Raw genomic sequence first — 18,731 nt, forward strand, 5'->3', positions numbered from 1 at the left:
CCGCCTACGAAGGAAACTCTATGACTACGGCAGCACCTCTCGACACCCTGGGCACCGTGGACGACTTCCTCGGCGCCAGAGAAGGACGGTTCTTCGGTGAGGGCTTCAAGCGGGTCCACCACTCGCTCACCGACCTCACCATCGACGCCGGCGGCATCACCGCCACCGCCGGGCTGGAGATCCCGGGAGCCTGGTCCCGCAAGGGCGACAGCACCCAGCGCCCCCACCTGTCGACCATCGACGTCATGCTCTACGGCGCTCAGCTCGCCGGCCTCCACGCGGCCCACACGCGCGGCCTCGGCCCTCGGGCACCGTTCGCCGTACGGTCACTGACCATCAAGGCCGGGAACAAGCCGCAGGAGGACGGACTCGACACGTTCCCGGTCTCGGGCCGGCTCCTGGACACCGCCGACACCACCGACGACGGCACCACCACCATGGAATGCCGCGTGGGACTGCTCACCGTACGGGTGGAGACCGCCGCGGGCACCGGCCGTGCGGAGGCGGCCGGTAGCACCCCCGGCACGGCCTCCCACCCGAGTGCGGACGCCCTGCCCGGGCCGTGGAACGACGCGCCGTTCGGCGTCCCGCACCGCGACCGGCGGCAACTGCTCACCTCTGTCGAGGTGCTCCCGGACTCCTCGCTGGCCCGGGCCGACCTCACCCTCGACCCGGACGGCCCGGCGACGATGATCGACCTGTTCGTCGCCGCCCTCCAGCTCGGCCAGGTCCTGCTCTACACGCTGGACGGGGTCGCCCGCGCCGACAGCAACACCCTGTGGATGCGCCGGACCACCATCGGCCCGGCCCCCCAAGGAGCCCCGGCGGACGGCCGGTTCGAGGTCGGGCTGCGCGAGCCGCAGCTGCTGAGGAGCGCCCAGGGCACCTGGCGCAGCGCCCAGGTGGTCGCCGACCACGCCGGCCTGCGGCTCAACTGCTCCGTCGCGCACCGGCTCCCGGCCTGACCGTCCTTCGAGCACCCCACCACCCGGAGCGCACCGCTCCGATCCCCACCTTTGCGTCCTCGGCCGCAGCCGGACCACTCCGGCCCCACCGGCCCACGGCCCTCCACGGGAGGCGAGAGACATGCCCCTGACCGCCGTACTCACCGGACTCGGCGCCTACCTTCCCCCGCGCCGCGTCAGCAACGAAGAACTCGCGGACCGCTTCGACACCACCGACGAATGGATCACGTCCCGCACCGGCATACGCAGCCGGCGCTGGGCCGATCCCGGCACCTCCACCGGCGACCTCGCCGTCGAGGCCGGACACCGCGCCCTGAAGTCCGCGGGCGTCGACCCCGAGCCGGGCGCGGTCGACCTCGTGGTCCTGGCGACCACCACGCCCGACCACCTGTGCCCCGCCACCGCACCCGACGTGGCGGCCCGGCTCGGTCTCGCCGGTGCGGCGGCCTTCGACATCAGCGCCGTGTGCTCCGGGTTCGTCTACGCGCTGGAGACCGCGGCCAACGCCATCAGCGCCGGACGGGCGGCCACCGCCCTGGTCGTCGGCGCCGAGACCTACTCGACCATCCTCAACCCGGCCGACCGCACCACCTCCGTGATCTTCGGGGACGGGGCGGGCGCGGTCGTCCTCACCGCGGGCGACGCGGACCGGCCCGGGGCGCTGCACGGCTTCGAACTCGGCTCCGACGGCACCCAGAAGGACGTGATCTGCATCCCGGCCGGCGGCTCCCGCCAACGCGCCGCGCTGACCGAACCGGCCCCCGGTGACGAGTACTTCACCATGGAGGGGCGCAAGGTCTTCCTGTCCGCGGTGCAGCGGATGAGCGAGTCGTCCCGCTCCCTGCTCGACCGGATCGGCTGGCCGGTCGACAGCCTCGGCCACCTGGTCGGCCACCAGGCCAACGTCCGCATCCTGCGGGCGGTCGCCGAACAGCTCGGGATAGCCCCCGAGCGGGCGGTGGTCAACCTCGACCAGGTCGGGAACACCTCGGCCGCGTCCATCCCGATCGCCCTCGCGGACGCCGCGGCCTCCGACAGCCTCGCCGTGGGGGAGCGGGTCCTGCTGACCGCCTTCGGCGGCGGTCTCACCTGGGGCTCCGCGGCCCTCACCTGGCCGGACGTCGTACCCGCCTGACGCATCACGGCGCCTTTCGCCATCCGGCCCACCACACCGACGGACCAGACGAAGGAAGACCATGACCGCACAGACCACCGCCACCACCACCCCGGGCGAACTGACCCAGGCCGTCCTCGACGTCGTCCGCGGCAAGTTCGAGGCACCGCAGGACGCCACCGCCACCACCCCGTACGAGGACATGGACTTCGACTCCCTGGTGCTGCTGGAGCTCGCGGTCCACCTGTCCCAGGTGTACGAGGTGCAGATCACCGACGACGAGATACTCGACGCTGCCAACGTGGCCGAGACCGCCCGGCTCCTGTCCGCGAAGGGCGTGCGCCTTGCGCGTTGACGCCCCGGGAGCGGCGTTCTTCGACGTCGACGGCACCCTGACCACGGAGACCACGCTCTTCCGGTTCCTGGAGTACCGCTTCGCCGCCGAAGGACGCCCCGCCCAGGCCTACCGGGAGGAGCGGCAGCGCCTGCGCGCCATGACCGAGGCGGGCGTCTGCCGGTCGCGGACCAACCGCGCCTACTTCGCCAGCTACGCCCACCTGAGCGCCGCCTACGTCGTTCAGCTGGCCGAGGAGTGGTTCCGCTCGGAGCTGGAGACGGGCGGGTTCCTGCACGGCAGTGCCGTCGCCGAGCTGCGCCGCCACCAGGCCGCCGGAGAGCCCGTCGTGTTCGTCTCGGGTTCCTTCCCCGCGCTCCTCGCCCCGCTCGCCCGGCTGCTCGGGGTGGACGCGGTCCTGGCGACGGAGCCGGAGATCGTCCTCGGCCACTACACCGGTGACGCCGCCCTCACCATGATCGGTGGCAGCAAGGCCGACGCCCTGCGGTCCTGGTGCGCCGGACACGGCATCGACCCCGCCGCCACCACCGCCTACGGCGACCACGCCTCGGACCTGCCCATGCTGCGGGCCGCCGGCCGGGGCGTGGTGGTCGGCGGCGACCGCGAACTGCGGGCGATCGCCGCGCGGGAGGGCTGGCGTCTGCTTCCGGCACCGCCGCAGGCCCCGCCGCCGCCCCTGCCGCCGGCGTCCCTCCGGGCAGCCGGGACGCTGCCCGCCCCCGTCCACCACTGAATCCCACCCGCCGGCCTCATCGGCCCCTGAAGAAGGTGCTCCACCATGCGTGCAGTCGGAATCCTGGAACACGGCGCCCCCGACGTGCTCGAGGTCATCGACCGGGCCATACCCGACCCGGGCCCCGGAGAGCTGCGTCTGCGGGTGGCCGCCGCGGCCGTCAATCCCACCGACCTCATGCTCCGCTCGGGCGAGCTGGCGGACTACGTGTCCCCCTTCGAGCCCCCGTACGTCCCCGGCATGGACGTCTCCGGCACGGTCGACGCCGCCGGGGCCGGCACCCTGTTCGCCCTGGGCGACCAGGTCATGGCGTTCGTCAACCCGTTCCGTCCGCAGGGCGGCGCCCAGGCGGAGTACGTGGTCGTCTCCGCGGCGGACACGGTCCTGGTCCCGCCGGGTCTGGACCTCGTCCGGGCGGCCGGGCTGCCGATGAACGCGCTCACCGCCCATCAGGCGCTCGCCCTGCTGCACCTGCGGTCCGGTTCGACCCTGGCCGTCACCGGCGGGGCGGGCGCCCTGGGCGGCTTCGTGATCCAGCTGGCCGTGCACCGCGGGCTGCGGGTGGTGGCCGAGGCCGCCGAGAAGGACGAGGCGCTGCTCAAGGAGCTCGGTGCGGAGATCGTCGTGCCCCGCGACGCGGGACCGGCGGCCCCGCGGCCCCAGGCGCCGGTGAGTCCGGCCGCGCTCGCCGAGCGCTACCGCCGTGCCGTGCCCCAGGGCGTGGACGCACTCGTGGACGCGGCCGTGCTGGGCGAACCGGTCCTCGCGGTCGTCCGGGACCACGGCGCGGTGGTGACCTGCCGGCCGGGCGAACTGCCCCTGCCCCGCGGGATCGTGCGTCACGAGGTCAACGTGATGGCCTACCCGGACAAGGCCGGTGCGCTCACCGAACTCGCCGCACTCGCCTGCGAGGGAGTGCTCTCCGTCCGCACCGACTCGCTGCTCACCCCGTCCGGCGTACCCGAGGCCCACCGGCGGCTCGCCGCGGGCGGTGTCCGAGGACGCCAGCTCGTCGTCTTCGACGGACGGCACGACGTCGCCGCCCGCTGAGCGGCTCTCCCCACCGGGGCGGCGGGACGGCCCCCGCCCCGGCGCGGCCCCGGCGCCCGGTCCACGGCGCCGGACGGCCCTCCCCACGACACCGAACCCGCCCGAGGAGGCGACACCCATGGCAGACGGCGCCCTTTCCTTCGCACGGACCGTCGACCGCGCGCTCACCCACCGCGCCGCCGTCAGCGAATGCTTCCTGACCGACGCCGAGCGCACCGGCCGGCGCACGTTCCGGGTGGCGGCCCAACCGCCTCGAGCACACCTGTACTACAGCGACCACGTCAGGGACGCGTCGCCGCACGCGTACTACGACCCGCTGCTCGTGCTGGAGATCTTCCGGCAGGCGTGCATCCTCGCCTCGCACGAGTACCTCGCCGTGCCGGTCGACAGCAGCTTCGTCTTCGACCGGGGCACCCTGAAGATCCTCGACCTCGACGCGCTGCGCATCGGCGACGCACCCGCCTCCGTGACCGTGGACGGTGAGTTCACCGAGGTCCGGGAGCGGGCCGCGCGGCCGTGCGGCACCGTCGTGGACGTGCGGGCGTCGGTCGACGGCAGGGCCGCGGCGACCATGCGGCTCGACTTCCGCTGGATACCGCGACCGGCCATGCGGCGACTGCGCACCCGGACCCGCTCCGCCCTCGACCTGAGCCCGGCGCGCGCTCACCCCCTCGGCAACCGCCGGGCACCGGCGCAGGTCGGCCGCGAGCTGTCCGCCAACGTCGTCCTGGGCCGGGTCACCGTCTCGCCCGGTGCGGAGGTGGTGGCACAGGTGGTCGTCGACCGCGACCACCCCGCTCTGTTCGACCACCCCGTGGACCACATCCCGGGCGCGGTGATGTTCGAGGCACTCCGGCAGACGGCGACCACGGCCGTCCATGAGCTGGGGGACCGCGGCGACCTGCCCCGGCACCCGGTGCTGACCGCCTGCGACGTGACGTTCCTGCGGTTCGGCGAGTTCGAGCTGCCCACCCAGTGCCGTGCCCGCGTGGCGGAGGGACCCGAGGGCCGTCCGGTCGTCGACCTGGTGGTCGAGCAGGAGGGCGACGTCCTGGCGACGGCGCGGGTGACCCTCGACGACGGGGCTGCCGTCCGCCGGGAGCGGCGCGACGCCGCGGTGGTGAGCAGTGTCGTGCCGCCGGAGCCCCGCCCGAGGCTCGTCCCCGCGGCCTGAGACGCGGCGCGTCCCGGCCGCCGCGCGTCCCGGCGGTGGCGCGTCCCGGCGTTCCCGCAGGTGCGTCAGCCGGCGGGGCGTGGCCGTCCCGGTCGGCAGGAACGTCAGGGCGGCCGTGGACGGCAGTTCGGCGCCGCCACCGACACGGCGGGCGGCGTAGACACTGCCGAAGGCGCCGGTCGCCAGCGGCTCGCGCACCTCCCAGACGCCGACCCGGTACCCCTTCGGGACGGACACGGCGTAGGGCTCGGTCACCGGTCCGCCCGGACCGGGCCGGGCCGCCGGTGCCGGGAGGCCGGACGGAGCCGGTGGGCAACGTTGTCGGGCGCGCGGCCGCCGGAGGCCTCCGTGCGGGGCGCGCATGCGGTCCGGGTGCGGTTTCGCTCGTCCTCCGTGGTCGGCGGAGGTACCACGACGATGCTGAACAAGGTGTCTCCCCGTGCCTGAACGGCTACACCGTCGGACCAGGGCGACGCACCAGGGCCGTGCCCCCCTCGTACGGGTGGGACACGGCCCTTGGATGTGATGGGCGTGAAGTGGTCCGCCCGACCGGGTCCGCTCAGTAGCGGGGGCGGTTGAACCAGGCCTTGCCGGCCGCGTTGCCGACGAACACCGCGACGAGGACGGCCAGGATCGTGTGCACCAGGCCGACGATGACGAACGGGTAGATGCCGAGGACCGCCGTGATGATGGCGAAGACCAGGATGGTGACGCGGGCGCCGTTGCCGCCGTTCTTGAACTTCGTCGCCAGCACGGCCGCGAACACCAGCCAGGCCAGGCCGAACACCACGTAGCCCCAGATCAGGCCGGTCGAGTCACCGACCAGGTCCTGGAAGGCGGTGTTGTCCTTCAGGGACTCGTCGTTCTTCGCGGCGTTGAGCGCGATGGCGGAGAAGGCGAAGATCGCCACACCGATGACCTGCAGACCGACGATGACCCACAGCATCACGCGGGCCGCGCCGACCGAGCCCGGCATCGTGGTCGGCGCGGCGGGGCCGCCGTAGGGGGAGACCGGAGGGGCCTGCGGGTAGCCGTAGCCGGGCGCCTGTCCCTGCTGCTGCGGGTAGCCGTAACCGGGCTGCTGCGGCTGCTGGCCCTGGGGGGCGCCGTAGGGGTTGTTCGGGTCGCCGTAGCTCATGGCGGACTTTCCTCCGTTGGTTCCGAGTGCGGGGACGCGGCGCGACATCCCGCACGGAGGAAAGTTCTGCAGTTGCGACCGTCCCCCCGTTGAGCTGCCCGCAGCACTTGTCAGGTCATCGTTCTGCACCGCGCACGGGCTTGTCCAGCCGCGTTCCCGATGTGTTGTGCAAGTGCAACATCGCTGATCATGTGCGGATACGGCGGGACGGGCACCCCGGTGCCCGGATCGCGGGCGGATTGGAATCGCGGGCGGGTCATCCGCGAGGATGGGGGCATGACCGCCCAGATTCTCGATGGCAAGGCCACCGCAGCCGCGATCAAGTCCGATCTGACCGCCCGCGTGGCGGCGCTGAAGGAGAAGGGCGTCACGCCCGGCCTCGGCACGATCCTCGTCGGGGACGACCCCGGCAGCCAGAAGTACGTCGCCGGAAAGCACCGCGACTGCGCCCAGGTCGGCATCGCCTCCATCCAGCGCGAGCTGCCCGCCACCGCCACGCAGGAGGAGATCGAGGCGGTCGTGCGCGAACTGAACGAGGACCCGGCCTGCACCGGGTACATCGTGCAACTGCCGCTGCCCCGCGGCATCGACGAGAACCGCATCCTCGAACTCATGGACCCCGACAAGGACGCGGACGGTCTGCACCCGATGAACCTCGGGCGGCTCGTCCTCAACGAGCCCGCGCCGCTGCCCTGCACGCCGAACGGCGTGCTGACCCTGCTGCGCCGGTACGGGGTGGAGATCAAGGGCGCCGAGGTCGTGGTCGTCGGACGCGGCGTCACCATCGGCCGGCCCATGCCGCTGCTGCTGACCCGCCGCAGCGAGAACGCCACCGTGACCCAGTGCCACACCGGCACGCGCGACCTGTCGGCCCACCTGCGGCGCGCGGACATCATCGTCGCCGCCGCCGGTTCCGCCCACCTGATCCGCGCCGAGGACGTCAAGCCGGGCGCGGCCGTCCTCGACGTCGGCGTCTCGCGCAGCGCCGAGGGCAAGATCGTGGGCGACGTCCACCCCGACGTGGCCGAGGTCGCCGGTTTCATCTCGCCGAACCCCGGCGGGGTCGGCCCGATGACCCGCGCCCAGCTGCTCGTCAACGTGGTCGAGGCGGCGGAGCGCAGTGTCGGCTGAGCACCGGGCCGCCGGCGAGCAGGACTCCGCGGAGGAGATCACCGTCCGCGACCCCGTCAGCGCGCCCGACGCCGAGGGCCGGCCGCGACGGGTCACCCGGCGGTTCCCGCTGTTCACCAGAGACACCGCGCGCCCCGAGGGCGGTGGCCGGGCGGCGCCCGGGGGCGCGCCGGCGCCGGCGCGGCAGTGGCCGCTGCTCGCCGTCCTGGGACTGGCCGGGGCCGGCCTGCTGGTGACCGCGTTCGACCAGTTCCGGCTCGGGACGCTCCTGATCGGTGTCGCGCTGCTGGGCGGCGGGGCGCTGCGCTGGCTGCTGCCCGACGTCGGCATGCTCGCGGTCCGCTCCCGCTTCACGGACATCGCCACCTACGGCGTCCTGGGCGCGGTGATCGTCCTGCTGGCGCTGATGGTCCAGCCAAAGCCGTGGCTGCAGATCCCCTTCCTCAAGGACACCCTGCACTTCACCGTCACCAGCGAGTGACCAGAGCGGCGGCCCGTCCTCTCCCCCGAGGAAGGACGGGCCGCCGTACGAACAATCTCCTGCACGGCGAACGGCCTGTTCAACGGCTGTCAGAGCGCTGTGGCACGGAAGTGACGGTTCCGGTACGTCCGGCGTCCGATTCTGCACGAAGTGGTGCGACACCGGCTCGGGCGTGGACAATCAGGACGGCTCGGCGTCTTTTCTCCGCGCGGTCTCCGCGCTCCTGTGCGCCCCGAGGCCGGGAACTGAGATCCTGCGTGGGCGCATCCCAGTGGGTAGCCACACCGGGACTCGGCCAGGGCCGCCGCGCGCGGGGGCGCGCAGGGCGCGGGGAAACATCAGCACGACCGGGGGGAAGAGGGGGGACGCAATGCCTCGTTGGAAGGCCTTGCCCGATGAGCTCGATCCGCAGATCAGGGAATTCACCAGCCAGTTGCGCAGGCTCGTGGACCGCAGCGGTCTGAGCATCGCGTCGGTGGCGGACCGCACGGGCTACAGCAAGACGTCCTGGGAGCGTTACCTGAACGGCCGGCTGCTCGCGCCGAAGGGCGCCGTCGTGGCCCTGGCCGAGGTCACCGGCACCAATCCGCTGCACCTGACCACCATGTGGGAGCTCGCCGAACGCGCCTGGAGCCGCTCGGAGATGCGGCACGACATGACGATGGAGGCCATACGGATCTCCCAGGCGCGCGCGGCGCTGGGGGAGTTCGGCGGGCAGGACTTCGGGGACGCCGCGCGCGCGTCCGCCGGCGGCACGGCGGCCGCCCCGGGCGGCCGGCCCGCCCGCCGCGGGGGCAGCGCCACGGTCACGCCGGGGATCGCGGGTCCCGCCGGGGTCGCGCCGAGCGTGCCGGTGCAGCCCACCGCGCCCGAGGTGCAGGACTCCACCGGCAGCGTTCCGCGCGAGGGCGGCGGCCGGGGCGGGACGGGCGACGTCAACTCCTGGGGCCTGGCCGGGTACAAGGGGCCGTCGCCGACGGGCCGCCCGGCGGGCGCCGGTGACGGCACGGGCAGCCGGCCCGGCTCCGGCTCCGCAAGCCCCGCCACGCCGTCCGGCGACCGCTCCCGCCCCTTTGAGCCGTCCGCCGACCGCTCCGGTCCTTCCGGCGCCGATGCGTCCGGCGAACCGCAGGACGCCGTCCCCGCCGGGGCCCGGCCGGCCTCCGGGGCCGCACCCGCCGCCGGCGGACGCCGGACCGCGACCTTCGTCGCGGCCGCCGTGGGTGTGCTCGTGGTGATCGCCGGCGCCTTCTACCTGACCGGGGGCGGAGGGGACGACGAGGCACGCAAGGGCGGCGCGTCGCCGTCCCCGACCGCGACGGCCAGGACGCAGCTGCCGCCCGGCGTGAAGTGCAGCGGCGACAGCTGCGCCGGCAAGGACGCGGAGAACATGGGCTGCAGCGGCGACCTGGTCACCACGGCCACGACCGCGACCGTCGGCACGACCGTCGTGGAGGTCCGCTACAGCAAGACCTGCAAGGCGGCCTGGGGCCGGATCACCGGAGCCGCGCAGGGCGACGAGGTCCGCATCAGCGCGGGGAAGAGGAAACAGTCCGGGAGCATCACCGCGACCGGCGACACCATCGCGTACACCCCGATGGTGCCGGTGGGAAGCGCCGCCGACGCCAAGGCCTGCGCGACGCTGGCGGCGGGCGGCCGGGGCTGCACGAAGTAGACGCGGCGGGCGCACCCGGGCCCCGGTCCCGGCAATGGCCGGAAACGTCCTCGGGGCATGCATGGTCCGGGCGGATCGGGGCAGGCGGACCGTACCCCCACGGGAGTCCGGCTCGGTCGGTCCCCCTCATGCGGCCGCCTTCGTCCCCCTCTCCCGGACGGGCGGCCGCTTCCCGTGCGGGCCGGGGGAGGGGTTGTGGGCCGGGCCACACCGACCCGGCGGTCCGGGATCGCGGGAGCGCGATAGCCTGACCGCTGGTCGGATCTCTTGACGCCAAGAGATCGATCACATGTCCGGGGCAGGGACCCCGCCCCTACCGCCAGCTGTCATACGGAGAACGCCATGACCCGCACTCCCGTGAACGTCACCGTCACCGGCGCGGCCGGCCAGATCGGTTACGCCCTGCTCTTCCGCATCGCCTCCGGTCAGCTGCTCGGCGCGGACGTGCCGGTGAAGCTGCGCCTCCTCGAGATCACGCCGGCGCTGAAGGCGGCCGAGGGCACGGCCATGGAGCTGGACGACTGCGCGTTCCCGCTCCTGCAGGGCATCGAGATCACCGACGACCCGAACGTCGCCTTCGACGGCACCAACGTAGGCCTGCTCGTCGGCGCCCGCCCCCGCACCAAGGGCATGGAGCGCGGCGACCTGCTGGAGGCCAACGGCGGCATCTTCAAGCCGCAGGGCAAGGCCATCAACGACCACGCCGCGGACGACGTCAGGATCCTGGTCGTCGGCAACCCGGCCAACACCAACGCCCTCATCGCCCAGGCCGCCGCGCCGGACGTCCCGGCCGAGCGGTTCACGGCCATGACGCGCCTGGACCACAACCGCGCCCTGACGCAGCTGTCGAAGAAGACCGGCACCCCGGTCTCCGAGATCAGGAAGCTGACGATCTGGGGCAACCACTCCGCCACGCAGTACCCGGACATCTTCCACGCCACGGTCGCCGGCAAGAACGCCGCCGAGGTCGTCAACGACGAGAAGTGGCTGGCCGAGGACTTCATCCCGACGGTCGCCAAGCGTGGTGCCGCCATCATCGAGGCCCGCGGCGCCTCCTCGGCCGCCTCCGCCGCCAACGCCGCCATCGACCACGTCTACTCGTGGGTCAACGGCACCGCCGAGGGCGACTGGGTCTCCATGGGCATCCCGTCGGACGGCTCCTACGGCGTCCCGGAGGGCCTGATCTCCTCCTTCCCCGTCACCTGCAAGGACGGCAAGTACGAGATCGTCCAGGGCCTGGACATCAACGAGTTCTCGCGCACCCGCATCGACGCCTCCGTCAAGGAGCTCGAGGAGGAGCGCGAGGCGGTCCGCGGTCTCGGCCTCATCTGACGCCCCGGCCCACCCGGGTCGTCCGCTTTCTCCGCGCAGGCCCCGCACCGGTTCCCCGGTGCGGGGCCTGCGCGTGTTCCCGCACCTTTCCGGCCATACCGGGGGCGTCCGCGCTCAGGGCACGCACCGCCGGACGGCCGTTCGACCGCTGGGCGTTTTGCCCAGGTCTGTCCACATCTCCCGTGACACAGCGCACTTTCGGTCACGCAGGCGCATGCAATCGAGGGAGTCGGGCAGGCGAACTCGGTCTCGTAGTGACACGTATGTGACACAGGGGCGCTGATCAGGAACGGAAGGCGAAGAGCGATCATGGCGGAAAGTACCGAACTTCAGGCGCGCGAAACCATCCATGCGGGAGGAGAGTGGCGGGCCGCCCTCTCCGGGGCCACGCGCGAGATCATCGACCCCGCGGACGCCGTGCCCTTCGCCCTCGTCGCGGAGGGGGACGAGAAGGACGCCGACCTGGCCGTCGCCGCGGCCCGGCAGGCGTTCGACGAGGGCGCGTGGCCGCACACCCCCGTCGCCGAGCGCGCCGCGCTGCTGCGCCGCGTCGCCGACCTCCTCGTGCGCGACCGTGACGAGCTCGGGCGGCTGGAGGCCCGGGACGCGGGCAAGACCGTCGAGGAGGGCCGCGTCGACATCGACTGCGTCGCCGACGCCTTCCGCTACTTCGCCGACCTGGTGGCGGGCGAGGCCCCGGGCCGGGTCGTGGACGCGGGCTCGCCGGACGTCCACAGCGTCGTCGTGCACGAGCCGGTCGGTGTCTGCGCGATGATCACGCCGTGGAACTACCCGCTGCTCCAGGCCAGTTGGAAGATCGCCCCCGCCCTCGCCGCCGGTAACGCCTTCGTCGTCAAGCCCAGCGAGATCACGCCGATGACCACCGTCGCGCTGATCGACCTGCTCGTCGAGGCCGGACTGCCCGCCGGTGTCGCCAACCTCGTGACCGGGCCCGGCCATTCGGTCGGCGCGCGCCTGTCCGAGCACCCCGACGTCGACCTGATCTCCTTCACCGGCGGACTGGTCAGCGGCACCAAGGTCGCCCAGGCCGCCGCGCCCACCGTGAAGAAGGTCGCCCTCGAACTCGGCGGCAAGAACCCCAACGTCGTCTTCGCCGACGCCTGCGCCACCGAGGAGGGCTTCGACACCGCCGTCGACCAGGCCCTCAACGCCGCCTTCATCCACAGCGGCCAGGTCTGCTCGGCCGGTGCCCGCCTCATCGTCGAGGAGTCCGTGCGCGAGCGGTTCGTCGCCGAACTCGCCCGCCGCGCCGAGAAGATCCGCCTCGGCCGCGGCACCGAGGACGGCGTGGAATGCGGCCCGCTCGTCTCCGAGCAGCAGCGCGCCAAGGTCGAGGGGTACGTCGCCTCCGCCCTCGAGGAGGGCGCGGTGCTGCGCTGCGGCGGCAAGCGCCCCGAACCGTCCCCCGAGCGCCCGGAGAACGGCTACTTCTACGAGCCGACCGTCCTCGACCACTGCCACCGCGAGATGCGCGTCGTGCGCGAGGAGGTCTTCGGGCCGGTCCTCACCGTCGAGACCTTCCGCACCGAGGACGAGGCCGTCGCGCTGGCCAACGACACCGAGTACGGGCTCGCGGGCGGCGTCTGGACCGCCGACCCGGGCCGGGCCCGCCGCGTCGCCGGCCGGCTGCGCCACGGCACGATCTGGATCAACGACTTCCACCCCTACCTGCCGCAGGCGGAGTGGGGCGGCTTCGGCAGGAGCGGCGTGGGCCGCGAACTGGGCCCGGCCGGGCTCGCCGAGTACCGAGAGACCAAGCACGTCTACCAGAACCTCGCACCCAAGCCGGTGCGCTGGTTCGCCGGCTGAGCGGACCGGCGCACCCGCGCCCCCGCCGGCCGGTTCCGCCGGCCGACGTCCTCCGCACCGGTGCCCCCACGACCGGCGGCACGGCGAACGGCGGCCCCCCGAGCGGCGGTCCCCCCCACGGACAGCCCCCGTAACGACGGCTCACACGGCTCCGCACCCTGTCCCCCGACGTACCCACTCGTCCCGGCTCTCCTGGAGTACCACCCTCATGCCCGACCACACCCATGAATTCGACTACGTCGTCATAGGCGGCGGAACAGCAGGTTCCGTGATCGCCTCCCGTCTCACCGAGAACCCCGACGTCACCGTCGCCGTCATCGAGGGCGGCCCCAGCGACGTCGGCCGCGACGACGTGCTGACCCTGCGCCGCTGGATGGGCCTGCTGGGCGGCGAGCTCGACTACGACTACCCGACCACCGAACAGCCCCGCGGCAACTCGCACATCCGGCACAGCCGCGCCCGCGTGCTGGGCGGCTGCTCCTCCCACAACACCCTGATCGCCTTCAAGCCGCTGCCCGCCGACTGGGACGAGTGGGAGGCCGCCGGCGCCAAGGGCTGGGGCGCGGTGCAGATGGAGGCCTACTTCGCCCGGCTGCTCAACCACATCGTCCCGGTCGACGAGAAGGACCGGAACGCCATCGCCCGCGACTTCGTCGACGCGGCCCAGGAGGCGCTCGGCGTGCCGCGGGTGGAGGGCTTCAACAAGAAGCCGTTCACCGAGGGCGTCGGCTTCTTCGACCTCGCCTACCACCCCGAGAACAACAAGCGGTCCTCGGCGTCGGTGGCGTACCTGCACCCGGTGATGGACGACCGGCCCAACCTGACGATCATGCTGGAGACCTGGGCGTACAAGCTCCAGCTCGCCGGCGACCGCGTCGAGGGCGTCCACGTGCGCACCAAGGACGGCGAGGAGATCCTCGTCAAGGCGCGGGGCGAGGTCCTGCTGTGCGCCGGCGCCGTCGACTCGCCCCGGCTGCTGATGCACTCCGGCATCGGCCCCAGGGCCGACCTGGAGAAGCTCGGCATCCCCGTCACGCACGACCTGCCGGGCGTCGGCGAGAACCTGCTCGACCACCCCGAGTCGGTCATCGTCTGGGAGACGAACGGCCCCATCCCCGAGAACTCCGCGATGGACTCCGACGCGGGCCTGTTCGTGCGGCGCGACCCCGAACTGCCGCACCCGGACCTGATGTTCCACTTCTACCAGATCCCCTTCACGGACAACCCGGAGCGACTGGGCTACCGGCGGCCCGAGTTCGGCGTCTCCATGACCCCGAACATCCCCAAGCCGAAGAGCCGCGGACGCCTCTACCTCACCAGCGCCGACCCCGAGGTCAAGCCCGCCCTGGACTTCCGCTACTTCACCGACGAGGACGACTACGACGGCCGCACCCTCGTCGACGGCATCAGGATCGCCCGTGAGATAGCGAAGACCGAGCCGCTGGCCGGCTGGCTCAAGCGCGAGGTGGCCCCCGGCCCGGACGTCACCGGCGACGAGGAGCTCGGCGAGTACGCCCGCAAGGTCGCCCACACCGTCTACCACCCCGCCGGCACCTGCAGGATGGGCGACGCCGACGACCGCCTCGCCGTCGTCGACCCCGAGCTGCGCGTGCGCGGCCTGGAGGGCATCCGCATCGCCGACGCCTCCGTCTTCCCCACCATGACCACCGTGAACCCGATGATCGGCGTGCTCATGGTCGGGGAGCGTGCCGCCGAGCTGATCGGTGGTGGTTCCCGATGACCGCGACCCTCGAACCCCCCACGGAGCAGACCATGGACACCACGCCCGTCTTCTCGGTGGAGGGACTGTGGAAGGTGTTCGGCCCGAAGGCCGAGCGCATCCCCGCCGACCCGGAACTCACCGCCCTGGACCCGGCCGAGCTGCGCTCACGCACGGGGTGTACGGCCGCCGTACGGGACGTCAGCTTCGACGTGCGCAAGGGCGAGGTCTTCGTCGTCATGGGCCTGTCCGGCTCCGGCAAGTCCACGCTGGTGCGCTGCCTGACCCGGCTCATCGAGCCCACCGCGGGCACCATCGCCATCGACGGCGAGGACGTGCGCGCCATGGACCGCTCCCGGCTGCGCGAACTGCGCCGCCACCGCGCCGCGATGGTCTTCCAGCACTTCGGCCTGCTGCCGCACCGCACGGTCCTCGACAACGTCGCCTACGGCCTGGAGATCCAGGGCATGGGCAAGGCCGAGCGGCGCGAGCGTGCCGCCGAGGTCGTCGCCAAGGTCGGCCTGGAGGGCATGGAGCACCGCCGCCCCGGCCAGCTCTCCGGCGGCCAGCGGCAGCGCGTCGGCCTGGCCCGCGCCCTCGCCGTCGACCCCGAAGTCCTGCTGTTCGACGAGCCGTTCAGCGCGCTCGACCCGCTCATCCGGCGCGAGATGCAGGAGGAGGTGGTCCGGCTGCACCACGAGGAGGGCCGCACGATGGTCTTCATCACCCACGACCTCCAGGAGGCCCTCAAGCTCGGCGACCGCATCGCGCTGATGCGCGACGGCCGGGTCGTGCAGCTCGGCACCCCCGAGGAGATCGTCGGCGCGCCCGCCGACGACTACGTCCGGGAGTTCGTCCGCGACGTCCCGCGCGAGCAGGTCATGACCGTCCGCACCGCCATGCGCCGCCCCTCGGCCGGGCAGGAGGGCAGCGGTCCCGCGCTGCGGCCCGAGGCGACGGTCTCCGAGGCGATCGAGGCGGTCGCCCGCGCCGGTGCACCGGCCCGTGTCGTGGACCAGGGCCGGTGCGTCGGCGTGGTCGACTCCGACACGCTCCTCGGCGTCGTCGCCGGCACGGAGCGGACCGCTCCACCGGGGACGGAGCAGCCCGGGGAGGCGGTGTGATGGCCACGCTCACCGCGAACCCGCCGCGCGCGGGCCTGCCCGGACTGCTGAAGAACCCGACCCTGCGCAAGCTCCTGCTGCTCGCGATCGCCGCAGCCGTCCTCGTCCCGCTCGTGAACGCCCGCTGGGCGAGCGGCACCTGGCCCGCCGCCCTGACGGTCGACCTGTCCGAGCCGCTCGCCAGGACCAGCGACTGGATCATCGACAACCGCGACAGCCATCCGCTGTTCCTCTACTTCTTCGGCCACGTCAGCAACGTCGTCGTCATCGCCGTCCGCGCCGTCTACCTCGCCCTCCTCGCCGTCGGCTGGGCCGGGGTCACGGCCCTGGGCGCCCTGGTCGCCTGGCGGGTCGCCGGGGTGAGGCTGGCGCTCGGCACGGCCGTCGCCTTCCTCGCCTGCGGTCTGCTCGGCATGTGGGTGCCGACCATGCAGACGCTCGCCCTGATGGTGGTCGCCGTCCTCGCCTCGATCGTCGTGGGCGTGCTGCTCGGGCTCGCCGCCGGGCTGTCCGACCGGATGGACCGCGTCCTGCGCCCGGTGCTGGACACCATGCAGGTGCTGCCCGCCTTCGCCTATCTGCTGCCCGTCGTCCTCGTCTTCGGCATCGGCGTCCCGGCGGCCGTCCTGGCCACCGTCGTCTACGCCGCCCCGCCCATGGCGCGGCTGACCTCGCTCGGCCTGCGCGGCGCCGACAAGGAGGTGCTGGAGGCCGTCGAGTCGCTCGGTTCCACCGCACGCCAGCGCCTGCTCACCGCCCGCATCCCGCTGGCCCGCAAGGAACTCCTCCTCGGTGTCAACCAGACGATCATGATGGCGCTGTCCATGGCCGTCATCGCGGCCGTCATCGGCGCGGGCGGTCTCGGTGACCGCGTCTACCAGGCCCTGGCCTCGGTCGACGTCGGTGCCGCGCTCGCCGCCGGCATCCCGATCGTGCTGCTGGCCGTCGTCCTGGACCGGGTCACCGGCGCGGCGGGGGAGAGGCTCGGCGCCGACCCCGAGCCGCACAGCGGACGCGGCTGGCTCTACGCCCTCGCCGGCGTCGTCGCCGTGGCGGTCGCCGGACGGCTCGCGGGCCGCCTCGACTGGCCCGACGCCTGGGTCGTCGGCATCGCCGAGCCCGTCAACCGTGCCGTGGACTGGATGACCGCCCACCTGTACTCGGGCGTCCCCGTCATCGGCGGCACCGCCGACTGGGCCGGCCACTTCACCACCTGGGTCCTGGACCCGATGCGCGACGGCCTGCAGTGGCTGCCCTGGTGGGCGGTCCTGCTGATCGTCGCCGCCCTGGCCTGGGTCATCGGCACCTGGCGCACCGCCCTGACGGCCGTCCTCGCCATGGCCGCCATCGGCGTCCTCGGCGTCTGGAAGCCCTCCCTCGACACCCTCTCGCAGGTCCTCGCGGCCGTCGCCGTCACCCTCGTCGTCGGCTTCGCCGTCGGTATCGCCGCCGCCCGCAGCGACCGGCTGGAGCGGGCCCTGCGCCCCGTCCTCGACGTCTTCCAGACGATGCCGCAGTTCGTGTACCTCATCCCGGTCGTCGCCCTGTTCGGCGTCGGCCGCGCCCCGGCCGTCGCCGCCGCGATCGTCTACGCCCTGCCGGCCGTCGTCCGCATCACCGCCCAGGGCCTGCGCCAGGTCGACCCCGCCGCCATGGAGTCCTCCCGTTCGCTCGGCGCGACCAGCTGGCAGCAGCTGCGGCAGGTGCAGCTCCCGCTGGCCCGCCCGGCGCTGCTGCTCGCCGTCAACCAGGGCCTCGTCCTGGTCCTCGCCGTCGTCGTCATCGGCGGCCTGGTCGGCGGCGGCGCCCTCGGCTACGACGTCGTCTTCGGCCTCGCCCAGGGCGACCTGGCGACCGGTCTGGTGGCGGGCGGCGCGATCGTCTGCCTCGGCCTGATGCTCGACCGGGTGACCCAGCCCACCGAACGCCGCGCGAGGAAGGGAGCCTGACATGCGCGTCCGTACCACTGCCGCGATCGCCGCGGTGAGCTCGCTGGCGCTGCTCACCGGCTGCGGCGCGGCCGACATGACCAAGCAGGCCTCGCCCTTCGCGGGCGCGCAGGGCGCCAGGACCGTGACCCTGTCCGTGCAGTCCTGGGTGGGCGCCCAGTCCAACGTCGCCGTCGCCCAGTACCTCCTGGAGCACGAGCTGGGCTACCGCGTCGACACCGTCCAGGTCGACGAGGTGCCCGCCTGGGACGCCCTCAGCCAGGGCCGCGTCGACGCGCTCCTGGAGGACTGGGGCCACCCCGAGCAGGAACAGCGCTACGTCAAGGACAAGAAGACGATCGCGCCCGGCGGCGAACTGGGCGTCACCGGCCACATCGGCTGGTTCGTCCCGACGTACCTGGCCAAGCAGCACCCCGACATCACGAACTGGAAGAACCTCGACAAGTACGCCGACCTCTTCCGCACCCCGGAGAGCGGCGACAAGGGCCAGCTGATGGACGGTTCGCCGTCCTACGTCACCAACGACAAGGCGCTGGTGAAGAACCTGAAGCTGGACTACCAGGTGGTGTTCGCGGGCTCCGAGGCCGCGCAGATCACGCAGATGAAGCAGTTCGCCAAGGAGAAGAAGCCCTTCCTGACGTACTGGTACTCCCCGCAGTGGCTCTTCGAGAAGGTCCCGATGACCGAGGTGAAGCTGCCGCCGTACAAGGAGGGCTGCGACGCCGACCCGGAGAAGGTCGCCTGCGCCTATCCGCACACCCCGCTGCAGAAGTACCTGAACGCGGACTTCGCGAAGAAGGGCGGCAAGGCGGCGGCCTTCCTGAAGAAGTTCCAGTGGACGACCGAGGACCAGAACGAGGTCTCCCTGATGATCGCCGACAAGAAGATGACGCCGGAGGACGCGGCGAAGAAGTGGGTGGACAGCCACGAGTCCACCTGGAGGAAGTGGCTGTCCTGAGC

Annotated in this window: 16 protein-coding genes and 1 pseudogene; 15 read left to right on the forward strand and 2 right to left on the reverse strand. The window is 72.9% G+C overall.

Translation table 11 applies throughout. The annotated features are described in order from the left end of the window. Positions 1-20 precede the first annotated feature (20 nt). From ACZ4M5_RS09025 to ACZ4M5_RS09050, 6 genes are all read left to right on the forward strand, one after another. Positions 21-965, forward strand: coding sequence for an AvrD family protein (locus ACZ4M5_RS09025; protein WP_467734550.1), 945 nt, complete (start codon positions 21-23; stop codon positions 963-965). Positions 966-1,086: 121 nt separating this feature from the next. Further along, entirely contained in the window at positions 1,087-2,100 is a 1,014-nt protein-coding gene (locus ACZ4M5_RS09030) for a beta-ketoacyl-ACP synthase III (RefSeq protein WP_467734552.1), read from the forward strand. 61 nt (positions 2,101-2,161) lie between these two features. Next, positions 2,162-2,434 carry an acyl carrier protein gene (locus tag ACZ4M5_RS09035; protein ID WP_467734554.1) on the forward strand — a complete coding sequence of 91 codons (273 nt, stop codon included), beginning with the start codon at positions 2,162-2,164 and terminating at the stop codon, positions 2,432-2,434. Next, positions 2,424-3,167, forward strand: a complete 744-nt coding sequence (locus ACZ4M5_RS09040; RefSeq protein ID WP_467734556.1) for an HAD family hydrolase — start codon at positions 2,424-2,426, stop codon at positions 3,165-3,167. The genes ACZ4M5_RS09035 and ACZ4M5_RS09040 overlap by 11 nt, the downstream gene beginning before the upstream one ends. Positions 3,168-3,212: 45 nt before the next feature. After that, a complete protein-coding gene (locus tag ACZ4M5_RS09045) occupies positions 3,213-4,217 on the forward strand; it encodes an NADP-dependent oxidoreductase (protein ID WP_467734558.1) in 1,005 nt (334 codons plus the stop codon). A 118-nt stretch (positions 4,218-4,335) separates the two neighbouring features. After that, positions 4,336-5,391, forward strand: a complete 1,056-nt coding sequence (locus ACZ4M5_RS09050; RefSeq protein ID WP_467734560.1) for a ScbA/BarX family gamma-butyrolactone biosynthesis protein — start codon at positions 4,336-4,338, stop codon at positions 5,389-5,391. Positions 5,392-5,442: 51 nt separating this feature from the next. On the opposite strand, the pseudogene ACZ4M5_RS09055 reads toward ACZ4M5_RS09050, so the two are convergent. Beyond that, positions 5,443-5,646, reverse strand: a pseudogene (locus ACZ4M5_RS09055) (protein kinase); the annotation flags it as partial. Positions 5,647-5,950: 304 nt separating this feature from the next. Beyond that, positions 5,951-6,529, reverse strand: a complete 579-nt coding sequence (locus tag ACZ4M5_RS09060; RefSeq protein ID WP_467734562.1) for a hypothetical protein — start codon at positions 6,527-6,529, stop codon at positions 5,951-5,953. Between the two features lie 276 nt (positions 6,530-6,805). Here ACZ4M5_RS09060 and ACZ4M5_RS09065 point away from each other — a divergent pair, with 276 nt between their 5' ends. The 9 genes from ACZ4M5_RS09065 to ACZ4M5_RS09105 all read left to right on the forward strand — a co-directional run bounded on the left by ACZ4M5_RS09065 (position 6,806) and on the right by ACZ4M5_RS09105 (position 18,729). Continuing rightward, a complete protein-coding gene (locus ACZ4M5_RS09065; protein ID WP_369196058.1) occupies positions 6,806-7,660 on the forward strand; it encodes a bifunctional methylenetetrahydrofolate dehydrogenase/methenyltetrahydrofolate cyclohydrolase in 855 nt (284 codons plus the stop codon). Continuing rightward, positions 7,650-8,141 (forward strand): DUF3017 domain-containing protein, encoded by a 492-nt coding sequence (locus ACZ4M5_RS09070; RefSeq protein ID WP_467734565.1) that lies wholly within the window; start codon positions 7,650-7,652, stop codon positions 8,139-8,141. Before ACZ4M5_RS09065 ends, ACZ4M5_RS09070 begins: the two co-directional genes overlap by 11 nt. A 388-nt stretch (positions 8,142-8,529) precedes the next feature. Then, complete coding sequence (locus ACZ4M5_RS09075; protein ID WP_467734567.1) at positions 8,530-9,816, forward strand: helix-turn-helix domain-containing protein; 1,287 nt, start codon at positions 8,530-8,532, stop codon at positions 9,814-9,816. Positions 9,817-10,158: 342 nt separating this feature from the next. Continuing rightward, a complete protein-coding gene (locus ACZ4M5_RS09080) occupies positions 10,159-11,148 on the forward strand; it encodes a malate dehydrogenase (protein WP_467734569.1) in 990 nt (329 codons plus the stop codon). A gap of 309 nt (positions 11,149-11,457) precedes the next feature. Beyond that, a complete protein-coding gene (locus ACZ4M5_RS09085) occupies positions 11,458-12,978 on the forward strand; it encodes an aldehyde dehydrogenase family protein (protein ID WP_467734571.1) in 1,521 nt (506 codons plus the stop codon). A gap of 208 nt (positions 12,979-13,186) precedes the next feature. After that, a complete protein-coding gene (locus ACZ4M5_RS09090) occupies positions 13,187-14,719 on the forward strand; it encodes a GMC family oxidoreductase (RefSeq protein ID WP_467734573.1) in 1,533 nt (510 codons plus the stop codon). After that, positions 14,716-15,822: a quaternary amine ABC transporter ATP-binding protein gene (locus tag ACZ4M5_RS09095; protein WP_467734575.1), complete on the forward strand. Its 1,107-nt coding sequence runs from the start codon at positions 14,716-14,718 to the stop codon at positions 15,820-15,822. The genes ACZ4M5_RS09090 and ACZ4M5_RS09095 overlap by 4 nt, the downstream gene beginning before the upstream one ends. Further along, complete coding sequence (locus ACZ4M5_RS09100) at positions 15,822-17,771, forward strand: ABC transporter permease (protein WP_467734577.1); 1,950 nt, start codon at positions 15,822-15,824, stop codon at positions 17,769-17,771. The genes ACZ4M5_RS09095 and ACZ4M5_RS09100 overlap by 1 nt, the downstream gene beginning before the upstream one ends. Position 17,772: 1 nt before the next feature. Beyond that, positions 17,773-18,729 carry an ABC transporter substrate-binding protein gene (locus ACZ4M5_RS09105; protein ID WP_467734579.1) on the forward strand — a complete coding sequence of 319 codons (957 nt, stop codon included), beginning with the start codon at positions 17,773-17,775 and terminating at the stop codon, positions 18,727-18,729. Positions 18,730-18,731 lie beyond the last annotated feature (2 nt).

It is taken from the genome of Streptomyces sp. NPDC026246, from assembly GCF_055567995.1.